The sequence below is a fragment of the Hymenobacter nivis genome (assembly GCF_006439025.1).
Taxonomy (GTDB): domain Bacteria; phylum Bacteroidota; class Bacteroidia; order Cytophagales; family Hymenobacteraceae; genus Hymenobacter; species Hymenobacter nivis_A.
In genome coordinates this window covers 17,457-39,133 of record NZ_RCYZ01000010.1, presented here as the reverse complement: position 1 = coordinate 39,133, position 21,677 = coordinate 17,457, and the positions used below count along the sequence as shown (strand labels likewise).

The 21,677-nt window shown below is 66.3% G+C and carries 10 protein-coding genes; 4 read left to right on the top strand and 6 right to left on the bottom strand.

The window, feature by feature from the left end; genetic code table 11:
• Nucleotides 1-81 precede the first annotated feature (81 nt).
• The 4 genes from EAH73_RS19980 to EAH73_RS19965 form a co-directional block, all read right to left on the bottom strand.
• Nucleotides 82-4,125 carry a non-ribosomal peptide synthetase gene (locus EAH73_RS19980; RefSeq protein ID WP_140469208.1) on the bottom strand — a complete coding sequence of 1,348 codons (4,044 nt, stop codon included), beginning with the start codon at nucleotides 4,123-4,125 and terminating at the stop codon, nucleotides 82-84.
• Nucleotides 4,126-4,381: 256 nt separating this feature from the next.
• Entirely contained in the window at nucleotides 4,382-11,194 is a 6,813-nt protein-coding gene (locus EAH73_RS19975) for a polyketide synthase (protein WP_140469207.1), read from the bottom strand.
• 499 nt (nucleotides 11,195-11,693) lie between these two features.
• The gene (locus EAH73_RS19970) at nucleotides 11,694-12,563 is read right to left on the bottom strand and encodes a cyanophycinase (RefSeq protein ID WP_140469206.1); all 870 of its coding nucleotides are present in this window, start codon (nucleotides 12,561-12,563) and stop codon (nucleotides 11,694-11,696) included.
• 212 nt (nucleotides 12,564-12,775) lie between these two features.
• Entirely contained in the window at nucleotides 12,776-14,620 is a 1,845-nt protein-coding gene (locus EAH73_RS19965; RefSeq protein ID WP_140469205.1) for a hydrolase/aminopeptidase, read from the bottom strand.
• A gap of 233 nt (nucleotides 14,621-14,853) precedes the next feature.
• Between EAH73_RS19965 and EAH73_RS19960 the strand changes: the two genes are divergently transcribed.
• From EAH73_RS19960 to EAH73_RS23220, 3 genes are all read left to right on the top strand, one after another.
• On the top strand, nucleotides 14,854-16,644 hold the full coding sequence (locus tag EAH73_RS19960; protein WP_140469204.1) for a murein L,D-transpeptidase: 1,791 nt from the start codon (nucleotides 14,854-14,856) through the stop codon (nucleotides 16,642-16,644).
• A 276-nt stretch (nucleotides 16,645-16,920) separates the two neighbouring features.
• Complete coding sequence (locus EAH73_RS19955; RefSeq protein ID WP_140469203.1) at nucleotides 16,921-17,610, top strand: helix-turn-helix domain-containing protein; 690 nt, start codon at nucleotides 16,921-16,923, stop codon at nucleotides 17,608-17,610.
• Between the two features lie 763 nt (nucleotides 17,611-18,373).
• Complete coding sequence (locus tag EAH73_RS23220; protein ID WP_161599621.1) at nucleotides 18,374-18,550, top strand: hypothetical protein; 177 nt, start codon at nucleotides 18,374-18,376, stop codon at nucleotides 18,548-18,550.
• Between the two features lie 135 nt (nucleotides 18,551-18,685).
• On the opposite strand, the gene EAH73_RS19950 is transcribed toward EAH73_RS23220, so the two are convergent.
• Both EAH73_RS19950 and EAH73_RS19945 read right to left on the bottom strand, forming a co-directional pair.
• Complete coding sequence (locus tag EAH73_RS19950) at nucleotides 18,686-19,165, bottom strand: hypothetical protein (protein ID WP_140469202.1); 480 nt, start codon at nucleotides 19,163-19,165, stop codon at nucleotides 18,686-18,688.
• 112 nt (nucleotides 19,166-19,277) lie between these two features.
• On the bottom strand, nucleotides 19,278-20,759 hold the full coding sequence (locus tag EAH73_RS19945; protein WP_140469201.1) for a DEAD/DEAH box helicase: 1,482 nt from the start codon (nucleotides 20,757-20,759) through the stop codon (nucleotides 19,278-19,280).
• Between the two features lie 298 nt (nucleotides 20,760-21,057).
• On the opposite strand from EAH73_RS19945, the gene EAH73_RS19940 reads away from it, so the two are divergent.
• Nucleotides 21,058-21,576, top strand: coding sequence for an NUDIX domain-containing protein (locus EAH73_RS19940; protein ID WP_140469200.1), 519 nt, complete (start codon nucleotides 21,058-21,060; stop codon nucleotides 21,574-21,576).
• Nucleotides 21,577-21,677 lie beyond the last annotated feature (101 nt).

Here is a 21,677-nt window from a genome sequence, read left to right as displayed (position 1 = left end):
TCAGGGCCCCGGAACTAATTAGAAAAGGCCCCGCTCAGCGACTGCTAAGCGGGGCCTTTTCTAATTAATTAAATCCAGCAATTAATTATAGCCATCCAATACATCTTGCAAAATGCGGGCAATTTCGACGTCGTGGGGCGGGGCAAATAATAAATTGTGTTCGCCTGGAATTTCGCTGACGGTGATGCCGCCCAATGCCAGGTTTTTCCATCCCATGTACTTGGTATCGTGCATGTAATAGAACGTTTTCCTAACGCGGAACAAGTCAAGTTTTACGGCCTGGGGTTTGATGACGTAGCACTCCGCGGCTTGGTTGATGGCGGCTTCTACCTTGAGCGGCTGCTGGAAAAACAACTCGTGCTGCTTGGCTTCCCCGCCACTGAACCGCAGGTAGTATTTATTAAATGTTGACTGGGCAGTAGTGATGCGGTGCCGAATGATTCCGCGGGGATTTTTGCCTAATAAAACGACGTTGTGCAGCACCATGCCGGCGTTGTACTTGAAGCGCGACAGGCGCTTTTTGAGCGGGCTGGCCGCGCTGTAGGCTTCGCTGGCGTAGGTGTCAAATACAATTAGCGCCTTGATTTTTTTGCCCGCCGCTGCCAGCTGCCGGGCCATTTCGTAGGCAATGATGCCGCCGAACGAATACCCTGCCAGCGCGTAGGGCCCCACGGGGTCGTTGGCCACAACGGCGGACACGTAGTGCGCGGCGATTTCCTCCACCGTGCCCAGGGGCTCGTCGATGCCGTTGAGCCCGCGGGCCTGCAAGCCGTAAACGGGCTGGTCGGGGTCCATGTTTTTGGACAGGGCGTTAAATATTAGCACGTTAAGGCCAGCCCCGTGCACGATGTAAATCGGCTTTTTGCGGCCGCTGGGCTTGATGGGCACCAGCGAATCCCAGGTGATGAGCTTGCTGTCGAGTGCCAGCATCGACGCAATTTTCTCCACCGTGGGGTGCTCGAACAGGGCGGCCAGGGGCAGGCGCTTGCCAGTTTGCTGGGCCAGCTGCGCCATGACCTGCACGGCAATCAGCGAGTGCCCGCCCAGCTCAAAGAAGTCGTCGTAGATGCTTACTCGCTCCAGGCCCAACAGCGGGGCCCAAATGGCAGCCACCGTCTTCTCCACATCGGTGCGCGGGCCGACATAGCTCACTTTGGTGGGTGCCGCCTCCGGGAGGCCGGGGGTGGGGGCGGGCATAGGCCCCGCTACGCTGGCCAGGGCCAGGCGGTCGATTTTGCCGTTGGCAGTGAGCGGGAAAGCGGGCTGGATGGTGAACCGGGCCGGCACCATGTAGGCCGGCAACTGCTTGTGCAATACCTTTTTCCAGGCATTGAGCCGGGTGTCGAGGTCGCTGGGCAGCCAGTTGTCGTCGGCGAGGACGTGGGCGTGCAGGTGGGCCTGGGGGGTGTTGGGGGCCCCCGCCACCACCACCGCGGCCTTGATGCCGTCGATGGCGGCCAGGGCGTGCTCGATTTCGCCCAGCTCGATGCGGTAGCCCCGCAGCTTCACCTGCTGGTCGAGCCGGCCCAGGCACTGCAATTCGCCGGTGGGCAGGAGCTTGCCCAGGTCGCCGGTGCGGTAGAGCAGGGCCCCGCCCGGGGCCCCGAACGGGTTGGCAATGAAGCGGTCGTGCGTCAGCGCGGGCTTGTGCAGGTAGCCGCTGGTCACGCCGTCGCCGCCGATGAGCAGCTCGCCCACCGCGCCGGGCTTCACGGGGCGCAGGTTTTCGTCGACGACGTAAAACTGGGTATTGGCGATGGGGTGGCCGATGGTGATGGCGGCGGCCGGGTCGGTAATTTGCTTGACGGCCGACCAAATGGTGGTTTCGGTGGGGCCGTACAGGTTCCAGAGCGATTGGCAGCGGGGCAGCAGCTGCCGGGCCAGCTCGGCGGGCAGGGCCTCGCCGCCGCACAGGGCCTTGAGGGGCAGCGGGCGGGACCAGCCGGCATCCAGCAGCATTTGCCAGGTGGCGGGGGTGGCCTGCATGGCGGTGATGCCCGCAGTTTCGAGCAGCTGCAACAGCAGGTGGCCGTCGCGGGCCTCGGCCGCCTCGGCTAGTACCACCGTGGCCCCAGTCACGAGCGGCAGGAAGAGCTCCAGGCCGGCAATGTCGAACGATACGGTGGTTACGGCCAAGAGCTTATCTGTAGATTCCAGGCCTGGCACCTGCTGCATGCTGCACAGAAAATTGACCACGTTGCGGTGCGTCACCTGCACGCCCTTAGGCTGGCCCGTCGAGCCCGACGTGTAGAGTACGTAGGCCAGCTGCTCGCTCGCCACGGGCACCGCCGGGGCTTGGTCGGGGTAATTGGGCAGGGCGGCCAGAATTTCTTCCAGCACGAGCACCTGCGCCGGGGCCCCAAAATCGTGGCGGAGCCGGGCCGAGGCGATGAGTACCCGGGCCTGCGAATCGGCCAGCATGTAGGCGATGCGATCAGGCGGGTACACCGGGTCGAGGGGCAAATAGGCGGCCCCGCACTTCACGATGGCCAGCAGCACGACCAGCAGGGCGGGCGAGCGGTCGGCCACCAGCGCCACCACGTCGCCTGGCTGCACGCCCTGCACCAGCAGGTAGTGGGCCAGCTGGTTGGCCTGGCCTTCCAGCTGCTGGTAAGTGAGCGCGGCGGGGCCGCACTGCACGGCGGTTTTGGTGGGCGTGGCCCGGGCCTGGGTGGCCACCAGCTGGTGCAGGGTTTGGGTGGCGGGGTAGGGCTGGGCGGTGGCGTTCAGGGCGGCGTAGGCCGGGGCCAGGGGCGCGCGCAGGTCGCGGAGCCGGACGTTCGGGTTTTCGGCTATTTCGCTGAGCAGCTGCTCGAAGCGGGCCATCAGCTGGTCGATGGTGGCCGGCTCGAAGAGGGCCGCGTTGTACGACCATTCCACGGTCATGGCCGATGCCGAGCCGCTGGCGTTCACAAACAGTTCGAAGTTTTCGTAGGCCCGCGGCAGGCTGCTGAGCGCGTGGGTAAGGCCGTGGAAGGCCACCCCGTCGCCCAGGCCCAGGTCGATGTTGAACACCACCGGCACCAGCGGCAGCCGGCCCCCGCCCCGGGCCACCGGCAGCTTCTTGAGCAGGCTGCCAAACGTCAGGGCCTGGTGGTCGTAGGCGTCGAAGAGGGCCGCTTTGCGCTGTTTTAGGTAGTCCACAAACCGTAGTTCGCCGGTGGGGCGGCTGCGCAGCGGCAGCAGGTTCACGCAGTGGCCCACCAGGCGGGTGGCCCCTAAGGGGGCCTGGCCGGCCGCCGGTAGCCCCACCACGAGGTCGGTTTGGCCGGTGAGCTGGTGCATAAACACTTCGAAGCCAGCCAGCAGCGTGGTTACAAAGCTGCACCCGGCCTTTTGCCCCATCTGCTTGAGGGCCCCCAGCAGCGGGGGCGGCAGTGGGTAGTCTTGGCGGCGGCTGGCGTAGGTGCGGGCGGCGGGCCGGGGGAAATCCGTGGGCACGTCGAGCACCGGCACGGGGCCCCGGTACTGCTCCACCCAAAACTGCTCGACGCGGCCGTAATCGGCGCTTTGGTAGAACGCGGCCTGCTCGGCGGCGTAGCTGCTAAAGGTGGGCGGGGCGGGCAAAAACGGTAGCATCTGCTGGGCATACGCCGAGTAGAGCTGGCCCAAATCCTGGAGCATCACGCCGATGGACCACCCGTCGCACACGATGTGGTGGGCCGTGAGGGTGAGGCAGTGGTCGGTATCCGAGAGCGCCGCCAGGCTCACCCGCAGCAGAGGCCCCGCGGTGAGGCTGAACACGTGCAGCACCTCCTGGCGGGCGTGCGCGGCCAGCCACTGGCGCTGCTCGGCCGGCGTTTGCGCGGTGAGGTCGTGGCAGGCGAGGGGCAGCGGCTCGGGGGTCAGAATACACAGGTGCCGGCCGTCGGCGCTGAAGGTGGCGCGCAGGGCTTCGTGTTGCGCCACCAGTGCGTCGAGGGCCCGTTGCAGGGCCGGGCGGTCGAGGGGCCCGGTCAGGCGCAGGGCCACCGCTTCGTTGTAGGCGCGGTTGGCGTCGTCGCCGCCCACCAGGCACGCGGCCCAGATTTCGGCCTGCGGTTCCGTCAACGGCGCGAGCCGCACAATTTCCGGCCCAGCAAAAGGGTCAAAATCAAGGATATTCCAGGTATCGAGTACTTCCATAGTGCGGGCGGATAGGTTGCGCTGTCCGGCAATTGCTGTAATAAAATAGGCTATGATTCAGTGAAGAATCAATTAAGATTGAACTATTTAAAAATAGCTATCAATTATATTATTTTAATTAGCACATGATTGCGCTGACGTTCTAAGAATAAAGCCGTTATGATGGGGACTAGCTGGGCATTGCCGCATTGCCCACGCCTGGTGCCCCTAGCCGCGCCAAGCCGTGCACGGCACTGGGACCCCAGGCGTGGCCTGCTTATTGGCTCACGTCAATCTGAGTGTACTCCCCGGCTCGGCCGTCGGCCAGGAACCACGCGGGGTTGCCGTTGCGGTCGCGGCCGAGGCGGGCCCCCGGCACCGGGGGCTGGTTGAGGGCCAGGGCGGGGCTGTGCGCAGCCAGCACCGGGGCCGCCGCCGGAGCGGCCGGGAAGAACCCGGCGTCCTGCATGGCGCGCACGGCGTCCAGTAGCAGCTCGGCAACCAAGGCCACGTCGGCGTCGGTGTGGGCCTCGGTCATGAAGCACGGGAAGCCGTCCCAGATGTGCAGGCCTTTTTCGCGCAACAGCGTGAACATGAGTTCGCTGTAAGGAATTTCTTCGCGAAACTTGATTTTCCAGAACGAGCCGAACTGGGCTACGAAGAAGGGCAGCTGCTGCTGGGCAAAAACCGGGTTGAGCAGGCCGGCCAAACGGGCGGCTTTGGCCGTAAGGGCCTCCTGGAAGGCGGGGCCCTGGGCCTTGAGGTGCAGCAGCGAGGCCCGGGCCGCGGCCAGGGCCAGCGGGTGGCGCACGAAGGTGCCGGCGAAGTACGTCACCCCCACTTCGGGCACCGAGGCGTCGCCGTACTGCCAGGCCCCACCATCGAGGGCGTCCATCAGCTCGCGCTTGCCGGCGATGATGCCGATGGGCAGCCCGCCGCCCACCACCTTGCCGTAGGTGGCCAGGTCGGCCCGGATGCCGAACAGGGCCTGGGCGCCGCCGGGGTGCAGGCGGAAGCCGGTGATGATTTCGTCGAAAATGAGCACCGTGCCCGCCGCCGCCGTCACGGTGCGCAGCTGCCGTAGGTACTCCACGGGCTGGAACTCGGGCCGGCGGCTCTGCACGGGCTCCACCAGCACGGCGGCCAGCTCATCGGCCCGATCTGCGATGATGCGCATGCTCTCGTCGGTGCCGTAGTCGAGGATGAGCATGTTTTGCACCGACTCGGGCATGATGCCCGCCGCGGCCGGAAACGACTTCAGGGCCTTGGTGCCGCGCACCAGCACCTCGTCGACGATGCCGTGGTAGGAGCCCGTAAAGGCCACCACCAGCGAGCGGCCCGTGACGGTGCGGGCAATGCGCATGGCCCCGAGCACGGCCTCCGAGCCGGTGCTGCACAGGGCCACGCGGTCGGCCCCGGTGAACTCGCAGAGCAAGTCGCTCACTTCGCCCGCCAGCGCGTGCTGGGGCCCCACCTCGTAGCCGCGCTCAATTTGCGCGTGCAGCGCCTCGGCAATGAAGGCCGGCTGGTGGCCGAACATGCACGAGCCGAACCCGTTCAGTACGTCGAGGTACTCGTTGCCGTCGAGGTCCCAGAGCTTGCTGCCCTTTGAGCGGTCAACCACCAGCGGGTACACCAGCTCCTTGGTGAGGGGGCGGAAGCCCGACACCACGCGCGGGTCGGCCATGCGCGAGCGGTGTTGCTGCGTGTAGGCCTTGCTGGCCTTGGTTTTCTGGGTGTAGCGGGCGGTGAGGTCGCGCAGAAAAGCCTGCTGCTGCCCGGTGAGCTGGCTGGCCTGCTTCTCAATGCGCGGCGAAGCCCCGAAAGGCTTCTTGATTTCCACCGCTTCTTCGGCCGTGATTTGCGGCGCGGCCCCCGGGGCCCCCAGGGCCGGCACAATGGCCGGGGCTGCTGCCACCGGGACGGGTGCGGGCAAAGGGGCCGGGGCCACCGGGGCAGCGCCTTGCAGCAAAGCCATCTGCTTGGCCAAAATCTGCAGCTGCTGGGCCATTAGGCCCAGGGCCGAGTCGGGGCCCGCCCCGGCCAGCGGGGCGAAGGCCACCGGAGCGGGGGCCGCAAACTGCGGCGCCGGGGGCCCTGCCGCCACGGGTGCCGGCGCGGTGGCTACGGGTGCTGGGGTAGTGGCCACGGGGGGCGGAGCCGCCGCGGGCTGGTACGCGGCGGGGGGCAGGGCCTGGTCGAGGTAGTCGGCCAGCTGGTTGGGGGTGGCGTAGCTTTCGTTGAGCTGCCGGAAGGTGATGGGCAGGCCAAACTGCTTTTTGAGGGTGATGGCCAGCTGGGTAATCAGCAGCGAGTCGAAGCCAATTTCCAGGAACGAGAGGTCGGGCGAAACGCCGGCCATTTCGATGCCCGAGGTGTCTTCCAGCACTTCGCTGAGCGTGGTGAGTAGTATAGATTTGCGCATAGGAATAGCCAACGGGGTAGAAGAAATAGGGCCCCCAGCCGCCAAAACCACGGGCGGCGCAGGGGGAGGGGATAAGGTAGCGGGTGCCGCCACGGGTGCCGCCACGGGTGCCGCCACGGGTGCCGCCACGGGTGCCGCCACGGGTGCCGCCACGGGTGCCGCCACGGGTGCCGCCACGGGTGCCAGCCAGCAGGGCTTGCGGTCGAAGGCGTAAGGGGGTAGCGGCACGCGGCGCGGGTGCCGCCCGGCGTGCACGGCGGTCCAGTCGGGGGCCACGCCGCGGAGCCAGAGCTGGCCCAGGGCCCCCAAGAGCGCGCGGTACTCGGGGTGGAGTCCCGGGCCTCTTTTCAGGCTGGCGAGCACGGTGGCCGGCCGGCCGCCCAGCTGCTGCTGGGCCAGGGCGGCCAGCACGTGGCCGGGGCCCACTTCCAATAAAATGGGCTGCTGCTCTGCAAGCAGAGTATCGAGCGCGGGGGCGAACTGCACGGTGTGCCGCAGGTGGCCGGCCCAGTAATCGGGGTCGGTGGCCTGGGCGTCGGTCAGCCAGGTGCCGCTCACGGTGGAGGCCACCGGCTTTTGGGGGCGGTGCAGCGGCACAGCGGCCACGGCGTGCCGGAAGGCCTCCACCGCGGGGTCCATCATGGCCGAGTGGAAGGCGTGGCTGGTGGCCAGTGCCCGGTTCGGAACATCCTGCGCATCAAGCATTTGGGCGAAGGCTGCCACCGCCTCGCTGGGCCCCGCCACCGCCGCCGCGGCCGGGCCGTTGACGGCGGCCACCGACAAGCCCGCGGGCAGCATGGCGGCGAGCGGGCCCGCCGCCAGCCGCACCGACAGCATGCCGCCGCCGGGTAGCGCGCCCACCAACCGGCCCCGGGCGGCCACCAGCGCCAGCGCATCGGCCAGCGAGAACACGCCGGCCAGGTGGGCGGCCACAAACTCGCCCACGCTGTGGCCGCAGTAGCCGGTGGGCACCACGCCCCAGCTGGCCCACAGCCGCGCCAGGGCGTACTCGGTCACAAACAGCGCCGGCTGGGCATAGCGGGTGTCGCGCAGGCGGGCCTCCGCATCCGCGTCGCCGGATTCGGCAAACAGCACCGTGCGCAAGTCGGCGGGCAGGTGGGGCCCCAGCAGGGCGGCGCACTCGTCCACCGCCGCCCGGTAGGTGGGCTCGTGGTCGTACAGCTCGCGGCCCATGCCCACATATTGCGCGCCCTGGCCCGGAAACAGAAAAAACAAGTCGCCCGGGGCCCCCGCTAGCGCGGCGGCGGTGCCGGCGGCGGCCGGCGCGTGTAGCTGCGCCCGCAGCGCGGGCCCGTCGGCGGCCACCGCAAACCGGCGGTGCGCAAACGGGGCCCGGGTGGTGGGCAGCGTAAAGGCCACGTCGGCCAGGGCCGGTGCGTCGGGTGCGGCCAGTGTCTCAGCCAGGTGCTGGGCGTAGGCCTCGCGGCTGGCGGCCGATTTGGCCGACCACACCACCAGCTCGGCCGGGCGGGCCGGGGCGGCGGCCCCGGGGGCGGCGGCCGGGGGCCCTGCTTCTTCTACTATTACGTGCACGTTGGTGCCGCCCACGCCAAACGAGCTGACGCCCGCCCGCCGGGGCCCCGCGCCCGCGGGCCAGTCGGCCAGCGCCGTGTTCACGAAAAACGGGCTGCTGGCGAAGTCGATGAGTGGGTTGGGGGCGGCGTAGCCCAGCGAGGCCGGAATTTGGCGGTGGTGCAGGGCCAGGGCGGTTTTGATGAAGCCCGCCACGCCGGCCGCGGCCGTGAGGTGGCCCAGGTTGCTCTTAATGGAGCCCAGGGCGCAAAACTGCCGCTCGGCCTGCTGGCCAAACGCGCTAGTTAAGCCTTCCATTTCGATGGGGTCGCCCACGGGGGTGGCCGTGCCGTGGGCCTCCACGTAGGTGAGGGTGGCCGGGGCCACGCCCGCGTCGGCCAGGGCCATGCGGATGGCGCCGGCCTGCCCGTCGGCGTTGGGGGCCGTGAAGCTGCCCTTGCCGCCGCCGTCGTTATTCACCCCGATGCCCTTGATGAGGGCGTACACCGTGTCGCCGTCGCGGCGGGCGGCGGCGGCGTCCTTCAGCACCACCACCCCGGCCCCGTCGCTGAACACCGTGCCCCGGGCGTCGGCGCTGAACGGGCGGCAGTGGCCGTCGGCGCTCAGCATCGAGCCTTCCTGGTACAAATGGCCGCTGCGCACGGGGGCCGTGACGCTGGCCCCGCCCGCCAGCGCCACCTCGCACTGCCCGCTGCGGATGCTCTGCACGGCCTGGGCAATGGCCAGCAGCGAGGTAGAGCAGGCCGCGTGCACGCTCACCGCCGGCCCTTTCAGGTCGAGCTGGTAGGCGGTGCGGGTAGCCACGTAGTCCTTCTCATTGGCCAGCATCGCCTGGAAGCTGCCCACGGAGCCGGCCGCCGGGTTGCCCCACACATTGTTCAAAAAATACGTGTTGTGGCCGACGCCGGCAAATACGCCCACGCGGCCGGCGTATTGCGCGGGCAGGTGGCCGGTTTGCTCCAGGGCCTCCCAGGCAATTTCCAAGAAGATGCGCTGCTGCGGGTCCATGGCCTCGGCCAGCTTGGGCGGGAGGCCAAAGAAGCCGGCGTCGAACTGGTCAACGTTCGCAAGGACGCCGCGGGCTGGCACGTAGAGCGGGTCGTTTTTGACGGCCGCCGGGATGCTGGCGTCCAGCTCGTCGGGGCTGAAAAAGCGGGTCGTTTCGCGGCCTTCGCGCAGCACTTCCCACAGCGCCGCCACGCTGGGGGCCCCCGGAAACCGCCCGGCCATGCCCACCACGGCCACTTCGGTAGGGCCCCCATCAGCGGGGCGGAGCGCCGTCGCCTCCGCCAGCACAGCCGTCGGGGCCGCGGCCGGGGCCCCCAGGTAGCGGGCCAGGCCGGCGGCGGTGGGGTACTGGTAGAGCTTGGTGATGGGCAGCACGTGCTGCTGCTGCTTGAGGGCAGCCACCGTTTTTTGCGCCAGCAGCGAGTTGCCGCCCAGCTCAAAAAAGTTGTCGTCCACGCCCACCCGGTCAAGCTGCAAAAAGCCCGCCCACGCCTCCACCACGAGGGTTTCGAGGGGCGTGCGGGGGGCGCGGTAGGGCCCCGCCGTGGCGGTCCGCTGCTGGGTGGGGGTGGGCAGTAGCTTTTTGTCCACCTTGTCGCTGATGGTGCGCGGCAGGGCATCGAGCCAGACAAGGGCCCCGGGCTGCATGTAGTCGGGCAGGGTGCGGGCCAGGGCCTGCCGGATGGCCGCGTCGTCGGGCGCATCGGTGGCCACCAGGTAGGCCACCACCTGCTTCTGGCCGCCGGGCCCCGGGCGCATCACCACCACCGATTCGCGCAGGGCGGCGAGGCGGTTCAGGGCCACCTCAATCTCGCCCAGCTCCACGCGGTTGCCCCGGATTTTCACCTGGTCGTCGCGCCGGCCCAAAAACTCCAGGGCCCCGTCGGGCCGGTAGCGGGCCATGTCGCCGGTGCGGTAAATGCGGAGGGGCCCCCGCTGCGGGTGGGCCCAGGTGATGAAGCGTTCGGCCGTCAATTCGGGCTGGCGGAGGTAGCCCGCCGCCAGCGCCCGGCCGGCAATGCACACCTCGCCCCCGGCCCCGGCGGGTTGCAGCTGCAGGTCCTCGTCCAAAATCAGTAGCTCGGCGTCCACGATGGGCCAGCCCATGTGCGGGATGTCGGGCCAGGTGGCCGGGTCGGCGGGGAGCTTGTTTTCCGTTACCCAAATGCTGCCCTCGGCCGGGCCGTACACGTGCATGAGCGTGCAGCCCGGCAGGGCCCCAAACAGCCCCCGGATCTGCGGCGTGATCTTGAGCTGCTCGCCGCCGATGATGACCTCGCGCAGGTCGTCGGGAAACAGCTGCTCGGCCGTGGCCGCCTCGGCCAGGTATTGCAGGGCCACGTAGGGCAGGTAGGCGCGGTGAATGCGGTGGCGGCGCAGGTAGGCCAGCAGCTGGCCCGCATCGAGCCGGTAAGTGTTATCGATCAGGTGCACCGTGCCGCCGCTGGCCAGCGGCAGCAGTACCTCCAAAAACGACACATCGAAGGTGAGGTGGCAAAATTGCAGCGTGTTCAGCCCCGGCTGGGCCTGGTTGTGCGCCATTTGCCAGTCCATAAGCTGCAACAGCCCCTCGTGGGGCATGCACACGCCCTTCGGCTGGCCCGTCGAGCCCGAGGTGTAGAGCACGCACGCCGTGGGGTTGTCGGCCGTGGGGCGCCCGGCCGGTACCGCAGGGGCGTCGGCATCGGCGGCGATGATGTGCAGCCCCAGCCCCGCCAGCAGGGCCGCGCCCGCGGCGGGCACCACGCAGGCCCCCAGGCCCGAGCCGGCCACAATTTGGCGGAGCCGCTCCTCGGGGTACGTGGGGTCGAGGGGCAGGTAGGCCTTGCCGGCCTTCAAAATGGCCAGCATGCCCACCACCATTTCCAGGCTGCGGGCGGCGCTCACGCCCACAAATTCGGCGGCGGGCGCGTGGTGCAGCACGGCTTGGCAGAGGCGGTCGGCCCGGTCGTTCAGCTGCTGGTAGGTGAGGGAATCGGCCCCAAAAACGACGGCTACGCGGCCGGCGTAGGCCGCCGCGGTCTGCTCAAACAGGTGGTGTACCCGCCGCGGGGGCGGCAGTGGCTCGCCCGTCCCGGGGCCATCGAGGATAATAGCATCCATCTTAAATAAAATAGGCTGGGGGTACTATAGGAATATCAAAAAGAAATAGAATATCTGAAAAAAATAATATGCTTACTAAAAATAGAACTATAATTAGGATTATCAGCTAGTCTATAAATTAAAGGAATGCGTAAATGTAGTATTTTTTAGTTTTAATTTCTAATGGTGATGGCATATACAGCCGAGCTTTACTCTCGCAGTAAAACGAAGTAAAGCATTGCGCGCAATAGGTGGATAATTTATGCTAACAAAGCCTTGCATGAAAGCTGAAGGCGTATTTAGCGCTCGTAGTAGCGCAGTGGCGCGCATAAGCGGGGGCATCCGCATTGCCAGGAATAGCAAAAGCAAGTGGGTTTTGCTGCTGGGTCGACACAGAAAAACACCCTTCGGCAGCCATGTTGTGGCTACCAAAGGGTGTCTGGATTAGTGAGAAAAATAAATTGTATAGGTTATATTTAATTATAACTCATCCAATAAAAATATGGTCGGCATAAGGAGCCTAGCTTTCCTGGCTGGGGTAGAATTTGCGCTCTTCCATGTGGTACACGTTGCCCTTGGCCAGCACGTGCATGGTGATGTTTTCGATGGAGAGGGCGGTGCCTTTCTTGGCGGCGGCGGCGTTGTTGTGCACGATGTTGTGGCCGTCGAGGATGATGACGAGGTTGGAGCCAATGGTTTCGACCACGTTGCCGCCGGTGATGAGCACGCCGGTGTCTTCGCCTAGGCCGATGCCGATGAGCTTGGGGTAGAGGCTCACGGCCTCGATGAGGCGGCCGAAGCGGCCGCGCTTCACAAAATGCGAGTCGACGATGGCGGTGGGGAGCAGGCCCAGGCCGGGGCCCATCTTCACGGCGCCCTTGAGCAGGGCGTCGGGCACGGAACCGCCCCGGATCATGTGCTGCGACATGGCCATGGCCCCGGCGCTGGTGCCGGCAATCACGAAGTGGGTTTCGGCGTAGTAGCGGCGCAGCATGGCGTCGAGGAAATCGGTTTCGCCGAACATCTCGCGCAGGCGGCCTTGGTTGCCGCCCGAAAACATCACCACGTCGGCGGCCAGCAGGCGGTCGAGGTACTCGGGCTGGCGGGCGTCCGCCGGGGTGCGAATGTCCATGATGCCCACGTTGTGGCAGTTGAGCATAGCGAAGGAGGCCGTGTAGATGGGGCCCACTTCCTGCGGAATCATGGAGGCGGTGGTGACGACTTCGATGCGCGGATCGGCCTTGCCCGATTCGGACACGACGCGCTTGAGGATGCCCAGCTCAAAAAAATTCAGGTAGTACTTGCGGCGGGTGCGGGGGTTGGGGTAAGTGCCCTTGTCTTCGTTGCCGCCGATGGCGATGAGCTTGCCCAGGGGATGAGTGATTTTCAACGGAAATGGATGTCAGCTGGAAAAAGTAGTAACCGGAGCCGGGCCCCGGAGTTGGGCCGGCTGCGGCAAAGGTCGGGCCAGCGGCGGGCAAACCCGTGCACAAACTTCCGGGCGGTGGCCCGCGCCGCGCCGGTGGGCGGCCAGTTGCAGGCGGCTAGGCCCGGTGCCGGGGCCCCGAAATAGGGGCCTGCCACCGGCTTTGGGAATGCACCCTATATATAAGGAGTAGCCGCGCCCGCCGCTGGCCCTTCGGCTAGCAGCGCGTCGAGGGTGGCGGTGGCCACGGCGTGGTAGTTGGGGCGGGCGGCGGCGTAGAGCCGGCGGGCGCGGGCGGGGCCCCCGGCCGTGGTCAGCAGCGCCTGGTACAAGGGCACGATGAACTTGCGTCGCCCCACGCGGAGTAGAAAATTTTCTAGGGCTGCGTCGGCGGCGGCGTAGCCGGCGCGCACGGTGTGCGGAAACCAGGCCGCCAAAATTTCGGCGTTGCCCGACGCCGTGAAGTGGAACGCCGCGTCGAGGGCCCCGAGGCCGGCCGCCGCCAGGGTGGGCGGGAGGCCGCCGAGGAAGTGCACCCACTCGTGGCTGCTCCACCCGGCAGCGGCGGGGGCCAGGGCGGCGGGCGCGGCCCCGGCGGCGAGCTCGGCCAGGGCCCCGTCCACGGCCGCGAAGCGGGTGGCGGCCACGGGCACAGCCGCCGCGGGCAGGCCCGGGCCATCGACCCAGGCGGCCAATTGTACTTCGGCTTCGAGGCCGGGCGTGGCGTCGAGCAGGGCGGTGCGCAGGTACGCCACAAAGGCGTCTGTGCTCATGGCCTGGAAGCTGAAGCGGGCGAAGTACTCCTTGATGAAGGCATCGAGGCGGGGGCGGCCCACCCGGGCCTCCAGGGCCAAGAGCAGGGCGCAGCCTTTCTCGTAGGCAATTTCGGTGAGGCCGTCGTCGGGGTCGCGGCCGGCCAGGTGCAGGCGCAGGTGGGTGTCGGGACTGGTGGGGCCCAGCTCGGCAATGGTGTGGGCGAGGGCGGCGCGGCCCAGCACCTGGAGCATGTCGGCGTAGGGCCGGCCGTACAGCTGCTCCATGATTCGGCGCTCGAAATACACCGTAAAGCCCTCGTTGAGCCAGAAATCGTCCCAGGTTCCATTTGTAACCAGATTGCCGCTCCACGAGTGGGCCAGTTCGTGTGCTACCAGGCTGGTCAGGCTGCGGTCGCCGGCCAGAATGGTTGGTGTTACAAATGTTAACCGCGGGTTTTCCATGCCCCCGAACGGAAAGCTGGGCGGCAGCACCAGCAAATCGTAGCGCTCCCAGCGGTAGGGCCCGTAGAGTTGCTCGGCCGTGGCCACCATCTGCTCAAGGTCGGCAAACTCGTGGGTGGCCACCGCCAGCGTGGCCGGCTCGGCGTACACGCCGGTGCGCCCGCTGAGCGGGGCGAAAGCGAGGTCGCCCACGGCCAGCGCCATCAAGTAGGCCGGGATGGGCTGGGCCATGCGGAAGTGGTAGGTACCGCTCCCCTCAAGACGCTGCGGATTCTCGGCGCTCATCAGGGCCAGCAGGTGGGGCGGCACGCGCACGGTGGCCTCGTAGGTGAAGCGGATGCCGGGCGAGTCCTGGCACGGCAACCAGGTGCGCGCCAGAATGGCTTGCGACTGTGTAAACAGGAACGGCTCGGTACCCGCCGTTTGCCCCGGAGCCAGCCATTGCAAAGCCGCGGCATCAGGCCCCGTGCGGTAGGCAACGGTGACGGCCGCCGTGCCCGGCGGCAGGGCAATGCGCAGGGCCTGGCCGAGCACGGGGTCGTCGGGGCCTAGTTCAAATGCCAGGGCAGGCCCCCCGGCGTGGGGCCCCGCGGCCACGGCCTCGATGGCCAGGCTGCGGGCGTCGAGCACCAGCGCGTCGGCCGCGCCGGCGGGCGTGGCCAGGTGCCAGGTGGCAGTACCGGCCAGGGTGCAAGCGGCGAAGTCAACGGTGAGGTCCAGCGCTAGGTGGCGCACCCGGGCCGGGCCGGTGCCGGCGTAGCTGTGGGGGTCGGGGGGGAGCAGGGGCGGGGCAGCGGGGAGCATGGCGGCGGCGGAAGGGAGGCGCCCGGGGCCCCGGGCTTTCCCGGCCGGGCCGGGCAAAAGTACGCGGCCTGCCCAACACGTTTTGGCCCCAAACGTGCAAGGCTGCCCGGCATACCGTAACTTGCGCTGGCACGTGGTGGAGTGGGGGCCCCGCAACCCCGCCGCGTGCTGGCCAGTACAACGGCCCATCTGTCGTTTTCCCCGGCGGGCCCCCGCGCCCGTCTTTCCGCTTCATGCCTTTCGCTCGTCGTTCCTTTTTTACTTATTTCCTCGTGCTGCTGCTGCTTGGCAGCGGGCTGGGCGCAGCGCTGCTGAGCAGTTGCGGCACCGACAAGTCCGGGCAAACCGCTGACGCCACGGCCACCGCGCCAGGTGCGGGCACCAGCGGCCCGCAGCCGCTGCTCGACAGTGCCTACGTGGCGCGGGCCCTGGGGGGCATGCCCCAATTCCGGGGCCAGCTGCCGTGGGCCTACAAGTTTTACCACGAGCGGGCGTACCGCCTGGGCTGGTTCAAAGACCACCAGTTGGTGCCGCAAGCCACGCAGCTGCTGCAAACCATCGCCAAAGCCAGCGACGAAGGCCTGGACCCCCGCAAGTACCAAGTGAAGGATTTGGCTAAGTTATTCAGCCAATTGAAGATAGCGCCTGATGCGGAACACCGCGACGCGCTGGAAAAAGAGATTGACGCGGCTTTATCGGGTACCTACTTCGTGTGGGCGTCCGATTTCTACCGCGGTGTGGCCAATCCGCACGACGCCAAGAATACCGCCTGGCAGGTGAAGCCTAACAAAATCAAGCTTCACAAGGCCCTGCTCACCTACCTCGGCGACCGCAAAAGCAAGTACGGCTACTACGAGTTTGCGCCCCTGCACCCCGAATACAATAACCTGAAAAAGGCCCTAGCCGCTTACCGCGTTCGCGAGGCGGCGGGGGGCTGGCCGGTGCTGCCCGCGGGCCTGGCCCTGCGCCCGGGGCAAGCCTCGCCGGCCGTGCCAGCACTGCGCCAGCGGCTGCTGGGGGCCCCGGCCGACACGGCCGCCCGCGCTGCGATGACGTACGACAAGGCCCTGGTGAACGCCGTGAAATCCTTCCAGAACGACGCCGGCCTGCGGCCCGATGGCGTGGTGAGCGGCGCCACGCTGCGCGCGTTGAACGTGCCCATCGGCCAGCGCATCGACCAGGTTTTGCTGAACATGGAACGCTGGCGCTGGCTCCCCAAAAAGTTTGAGCCCGATTATTTATTGGTCAATATTCCGGAGTATCGGCTGCACGTAGTGGAAGACGGCCAGGAGGCCATGACCATGCGCGTCATCGTGGGCAAGGTGCTTACGGCCACTCCCATTTTTAGCGACAAGATGGAGTACGTGGTACTGGCCCCTTACTGGAACGTGCCCTTTAGCATCATCGACAAGGAGCTAAAGAATAAGCTGGCCGCCAACCCCCAGTACCTCGACCGCCTCGACATGGAAGTGGTGAAAGGCTACGGCCGCAAGGCCGTCGTCATCGACCCCACCACCATCGACTGGGCCAACGTGACGCAGGCCAATTTCAAGTACACGGTGCGCCGCCGCCCGGGGCCCAAAAACGACCTGGGCAACGCCAAGTTTATCTTTCCCAATTCGAACGATGTGTACCTGCACGACACGCCCCACGGCGAGCTGTTTTCGCAGGTCAGCCGCAACTTCAGCCACGGCTGCGTGCGGGTGGAGGAGCCCATGAAGCTGGCCGCGTACCTGCTGCGCGACAAGCCCGAGTGGGACGAGCAAACCATTCTCGACACCGTGGCTGCCCATCGCGAGAAGTACATCACGCTCACCAAAAAGCTACCCGTGTACCTGGTCTACCTCACGGCCTGGGCCGATGCCGAAGGCCACGCCCACTTCCGCGACGATATCTACGGCCACGACAAAACCCTGGCGCGGGAGCTATTCCTTAAGCCCGCTGAGGCTGCCCCGGCGCGGGTAGCCACCCGCCCGCAGCCAGCCAAGCCGGCCGCTCTGGCCGCCGCCCCCAGGCGCAGCTAGGGCCCCCGCCAGTCCCGTCGCATTCTGTGCATGGCCCCGCAAAAAAGGCCCGGCTGCTTCGGCAGACCGGGCCTTTTTTGCGGGGCTTAAAACCCGGGCGGCCCACCATGAGGGCCCCAGGCCTCGCAAAACATTGTTTACACTTGTAATTACAAGTGTAAACAGGAAGTATGCATACTACTACTGTGTATAATTGTAAACAAAGGAAGTTGCAGGCGTTGAGTGGTGGTACAACAGGTTATTTGTCGCACATTTGTAAATAAATTACAACCTCTCATGGTCGACCGGATTCGGGCGCTGTTACTGGCGCGGCAGTTGAGCCCTACGCAATTTGCGGATGCCATTGGCGTGGCCCGACCCATTGTGAGCCACATCCTCTCGGGCCGCAACAAGCCCAGCCTGGAGGTGGTCCAGAAAGTACTGGCTGCCTTCCCCGACCTGTCCATGCCTTGGCTGCTGAGCGGTACGGGCCCCATGCTGGCCGCTGTTGCCGCTAACACCGCTGCCACCGCCGCTCCCAGTACCACCCCCATTGTGCCAGAAAAGGCACCCACACCGGCTCCAGCACCGCTTCGCGGGCCTGCGCCGCGCCGCGCCGTGGCCCCCGTAGCCCCCGCGCCAGGGGCCCCTGCCTCGGTAGCTCCTGCGCCAGTGGCTGCAGAGCTTGTTGCATCCTTGCCTGGGCCCCCAGCACCCGCGCCGGTACCCGCGCCAGCGGCCCTACCAGTAGCGGCGCCCGCACCTGCCCCGGTGCCCAACGCGCCCGTCCTGGGCACTACTGGGGCGGCTGGCCCAGCCGAGATGGCTACCGTGCCGGCCAGTGCCCCGGCGTTGCCGGCGGCAGCGGCCGCCCCGGCGGGAAGCATCCCCCCCGAGCTGGCATTGTTTGCCGAGCCGGGCAAGGCTATCCGGCGCATCGTCATCTTCTACCGCGACGGCACATTCGCCGACTACCAGCCGGAATAGGGCGCGCTGCCGGGGTTCCTAATCAGCTCAGCCAGGGGCCCCAGCAGCGCCGCGTATGGCACCGCGCTGGGGCAAACCGGTGCGGTTGCCCGCGTGTATGAATTTATGGGTAGGGGGTAAAAATTTCTGTCAGCAGTGCAATTTGGCAGTTGCCCACTCATGGATGACGAAGCCATGAATAACAGGCTGCTTTATGTTAGTATAAAATGACTTCCCTTTGCATTGTGCCTGCCTGGCTTGGAGCATACTACTAGGATGCTTAGTGGTGCCGAATGAATGATTTATGCTTATTGTAATATGCTATTAATCAGAATAAAATAGGCTGCTAATAGAACTAATAGGTGAGGTTGCTAGATGCATCAGCCACGACTAAATATAGCGTTTTCATTTTTGCCTTTTAGTAGGCCAATAAAAAAAGGTACTATATTTTGTACTCGGCAAGGTGCTAAGCAATTTGGTGAAAGCCGCAACTTTGAAAAAGTCATTTTTCATTGATTGGCTTGCAATGCGGCTGCTAAGCAAATGAGCCTTGGGTTACTGGAGTTTGGCTCACCACAGGGCCCCGGCTGCCCCGCATTGCGCGCAGCTGGGGCCATGCGTCGGCCCCAGAAATGGGGCGCGCCGGCCGCGGCCTGGCCCGGGGTATAGCGGGGATGGGTTACCAAATGTTATCAATTGCTCAAGGGGACTTTTCGTGCGAAGAACCACCGCCATGCGCACCGGCCCGGTTGGCGGTTCGGTGCCCCTTAGCTACCTTCGTGCCATGAAATCGACCCGAGCCATTGCCTTGCTGGCCACCAGCGCAGTTTTGTTCCTGACCGCCTCCTGCTCCCAGGCCCCCGATGCGGAGAAAGACCCCAACGCCGACGCTGCCTACAAGCGGGCCAACCGGTCTGAGATGTACCGCAAGGCCCAGGCGAGCGACGTGACCCGGCAATAAGTTGCCGGTCCTGGTTGCTCACTGTCCGGCAGTGAGTGTCCAAGCGTCCAGCAGCTTCTTTATTTTTTGAGCGCAAAAAAGCCCCCGCCGATTTTAATCAGCGGGGGCTTTTTGCATATGATGGTGTGCGGGGCCCTAGCTAGCCACCAACACCAGCTGCGGGGCCGTGGCGAAGTTGGGCAGGGTGATGCCGGCCAGCAGTTGCTGCTCCAGTAGGTCGGCCCAAGTGCGCAGGTACAGCACCACGTCGTCGCGCTGGTTGTGGCGCAGCTGGTCGCGGCGCTCAAACGGGATGGCCCCCCGGATGGCCGGGTCGGCGAGGCGCTCGAGGTGGGTGAGGTCGGTGCGGGTAAAGCCCAGGGCCAGCATCTCGTCGATGGTGGTGTCGATGGGCAGGCCGCTGGTTGGGCAGTAGTCGATGAGCTGGCGCTCCCAGTCGCCGTAGCGCTGCATGGCCCGGGCGTGGATCTCGCCCTTGGTCAGCTTCGTGACGGTTTGGGCCAGGTGGCCGCAGTTGCAGCTGCCCATGTGGCCCCACTGGTAGGGGGCCTGGGTGGCGAGGCGTTGGGCCGTGCTGCGCAGGGCCTGAATAACGGGAAGCGAGGTAGTGGCCATAACGGGTGCGAATGACGAGGTACTGCCCTGAAAAAGCAAAACGGGCCGGAAAAAGTTTTCCGGCCCGCTCAGGGAAATCAAAAGTTAACCGCTGAATTAACAGCAGCCCGCCTTAGTACGAGCTGCGGCGCGAGCCCCCGCCTTCGCGGCGGCCACCGCCGTCGCCGGCCTGCACGCGCTGGCCACCGCTGCCGAAGCGACGGTTGGCGTCGCCGCCGCCGGCCGGGGCCGCTGCCCGGCCACCGCCCGCGGGCCGGTTGCTGTTGGCTGACGACGAGCGCTCGCCACCGCCGGACCGCTCGCCGCTGGGGCGGCCGCCGCCGCCGTGGCTCCCGCCCGAGCGGCCGCCACCGCTGCTGCCGTCACGGCTGGGGCGCTGGGGCCGGCCCGCGGGGCCCTTGGGCCGGACGATGCGCTCGCGGCCGTTCAGCTCCACGGGGCGCACGTGCGCCGTGGTGAAGGGGTGGTCGGTTTCCAAATCAATCTGGCGATTGATGAGCTTCTGGATGTCTTGCAAGTAGGCGCGCTCCTCGTCTTCCACAAACGAGAAGGCCGTGCCGAAGGCCCCAGCGCGGCCCGTGCGGCCGATGCGGTGCACGTAGGTTTCGGGCTCGTTGGGGATTTCGTAGTTGATGACGTGGGTCAGCTCGTCCACGTCGATGCCGCGAGCGGCGATATCGGTGGCCACCAGCACGCGAGTGCTGCCGGCCTTGAAGTTCGACAGGGCGCGCTGGCGGTGGTTCTGGCTCTTGTTGCCGTGGATGGCCTCGGCCACAATCTCGTACTGGGCCAGGGCCTTCACCACCTTATCGGCGCCGTGCTTGGTGCGGGTGAAGACGAGCACGCGGCGAATTTCCTTGTCCTTTAGCACGTGGCGGAGCAGGGCGGGCTTGTTGTTGCCTTCCACCAAAAATACCGACTGCGTTACGGTGTCGGCGGTGCTGCTCACCGGCGTTACGGCCACGCGCACCGGGTTGGGGCGCAGGATGGTGCTGGCCAGCTCCTGGATTTGGCCCGGCATGGTGGCCGAGAAAAACAGCGTCTGGCGCTTGGTGGGCAGCTTGGGCAGGATGCGCTTGATGTCGTTGATGAAGCCCATGTCGAGCATGCGGTCGGCCTCGTCGAGCACGAAAATCTCTACGCCGCGCAGGTCCACGAAGCCCTGGTTCATGAGGTCGAGCAAGCGGCCGGGGGTGGCGATGAGCACCTCTACGCCGCGCTGCAGCTGCGCCACCTGCGGGTTTTGGCCCACGCCGCCGAAGATGACGGTGTGGCGGATCTGGCTCAGGTGGCGGCCGTAGGCCCCGAACGATTCGTTGATTTGGATGGCCAACTCGCGCGTCGGCGTCAGTACGAGGCAGCGGATGCGGCGGGGGGCCTGCTTTTCGAGCTGCGCCGAGCGGTGCAGCAGCTGCAGGATGGGCACGGTGAAGGCCGCGGTTTTGCCGGTGCCGGTCTGGGCCACGCCCAGCAGGTCATGGCCTTCGAGCACCTGTGGGATGGCCTGGGCCTGGATGGGGGTGGGGGTGGTGTAGCCTTCCTCGGTCAGGGCCTTGAGGATGGGGTCAATCAGGTTTAATTCGCTAAACGTCATAAAGGGGGTTGGGTACTCGAAACTACGTATCGGGTTGAGGGGCAGCGGCTCAGGAGGAGCCGCCGGCGGGGCCTGGCGAAGCTGCACAGGCGGGCATGGCCGCGCTGGAGGGCCAGGCGCGGGCGGGGGTGGCGGCTCGTCGGAGGCCGCCGCATTCCCTGAAACAGGAGAAGTTGGGGTGAGGTGCGCTTACTTGCGGAGGCAGCCGAGGCGCGGGGCTTTGCCCGGCGTAGCTGGGCGGCGGGCTGCTCCGACGGCGGCCCTGGTTTTTACAAAGGTACAACACAGCTTCCCCACCATGCAGATTACCGACCGCAAGCGCGTCTTTACCGGCCACTACAAGATTGACGAGCTGGCCGTACGGGCCTCCAACGGCCAGGAGTTCACCCGCGAGCAGTTCATCTTCGGCAACGCCGTGGCGGCGCTGGTTTTCGACACCGCGCGCCAGCTCTACGTCCTCACCCGGCAGTTCCGCTACGGCCCCGAGCGCGAGGTGCTCGAAATCGCGGCCGGCATGATTGACCACGACGACACGCCCGACGCCACTGTGCGCCGCGAAATCCACGAGGAGCTGGGCTACGAGGTCGATACCCTTACCCACATCGCCACTGTGTACTCCACGCCCGGCGCCAGCACCGAAACCATTGCCATCTACTACGCCGAGGTGAGCCGCCAAACGGGCCCCGGCGGCGGCATGGCCGGCGAAAACGAGCACATCGAAATCGTCACCCTGGACTGGGCCGCCCTCCTCGCCGAGCCCTTTCAGGACGCCAAAACCCTGGTGGCCGTGCAGTGGGCGCAGTTGAAGAAGCGGTAGAATGGGGTGATGTGCCCGTAGCGCGGATTGCCCACCCCGCGGGAACCGTCCCGTCGGGGCGTCTCACTGGTAGTACTAAAAAGCAATTAAAATCGAATAAC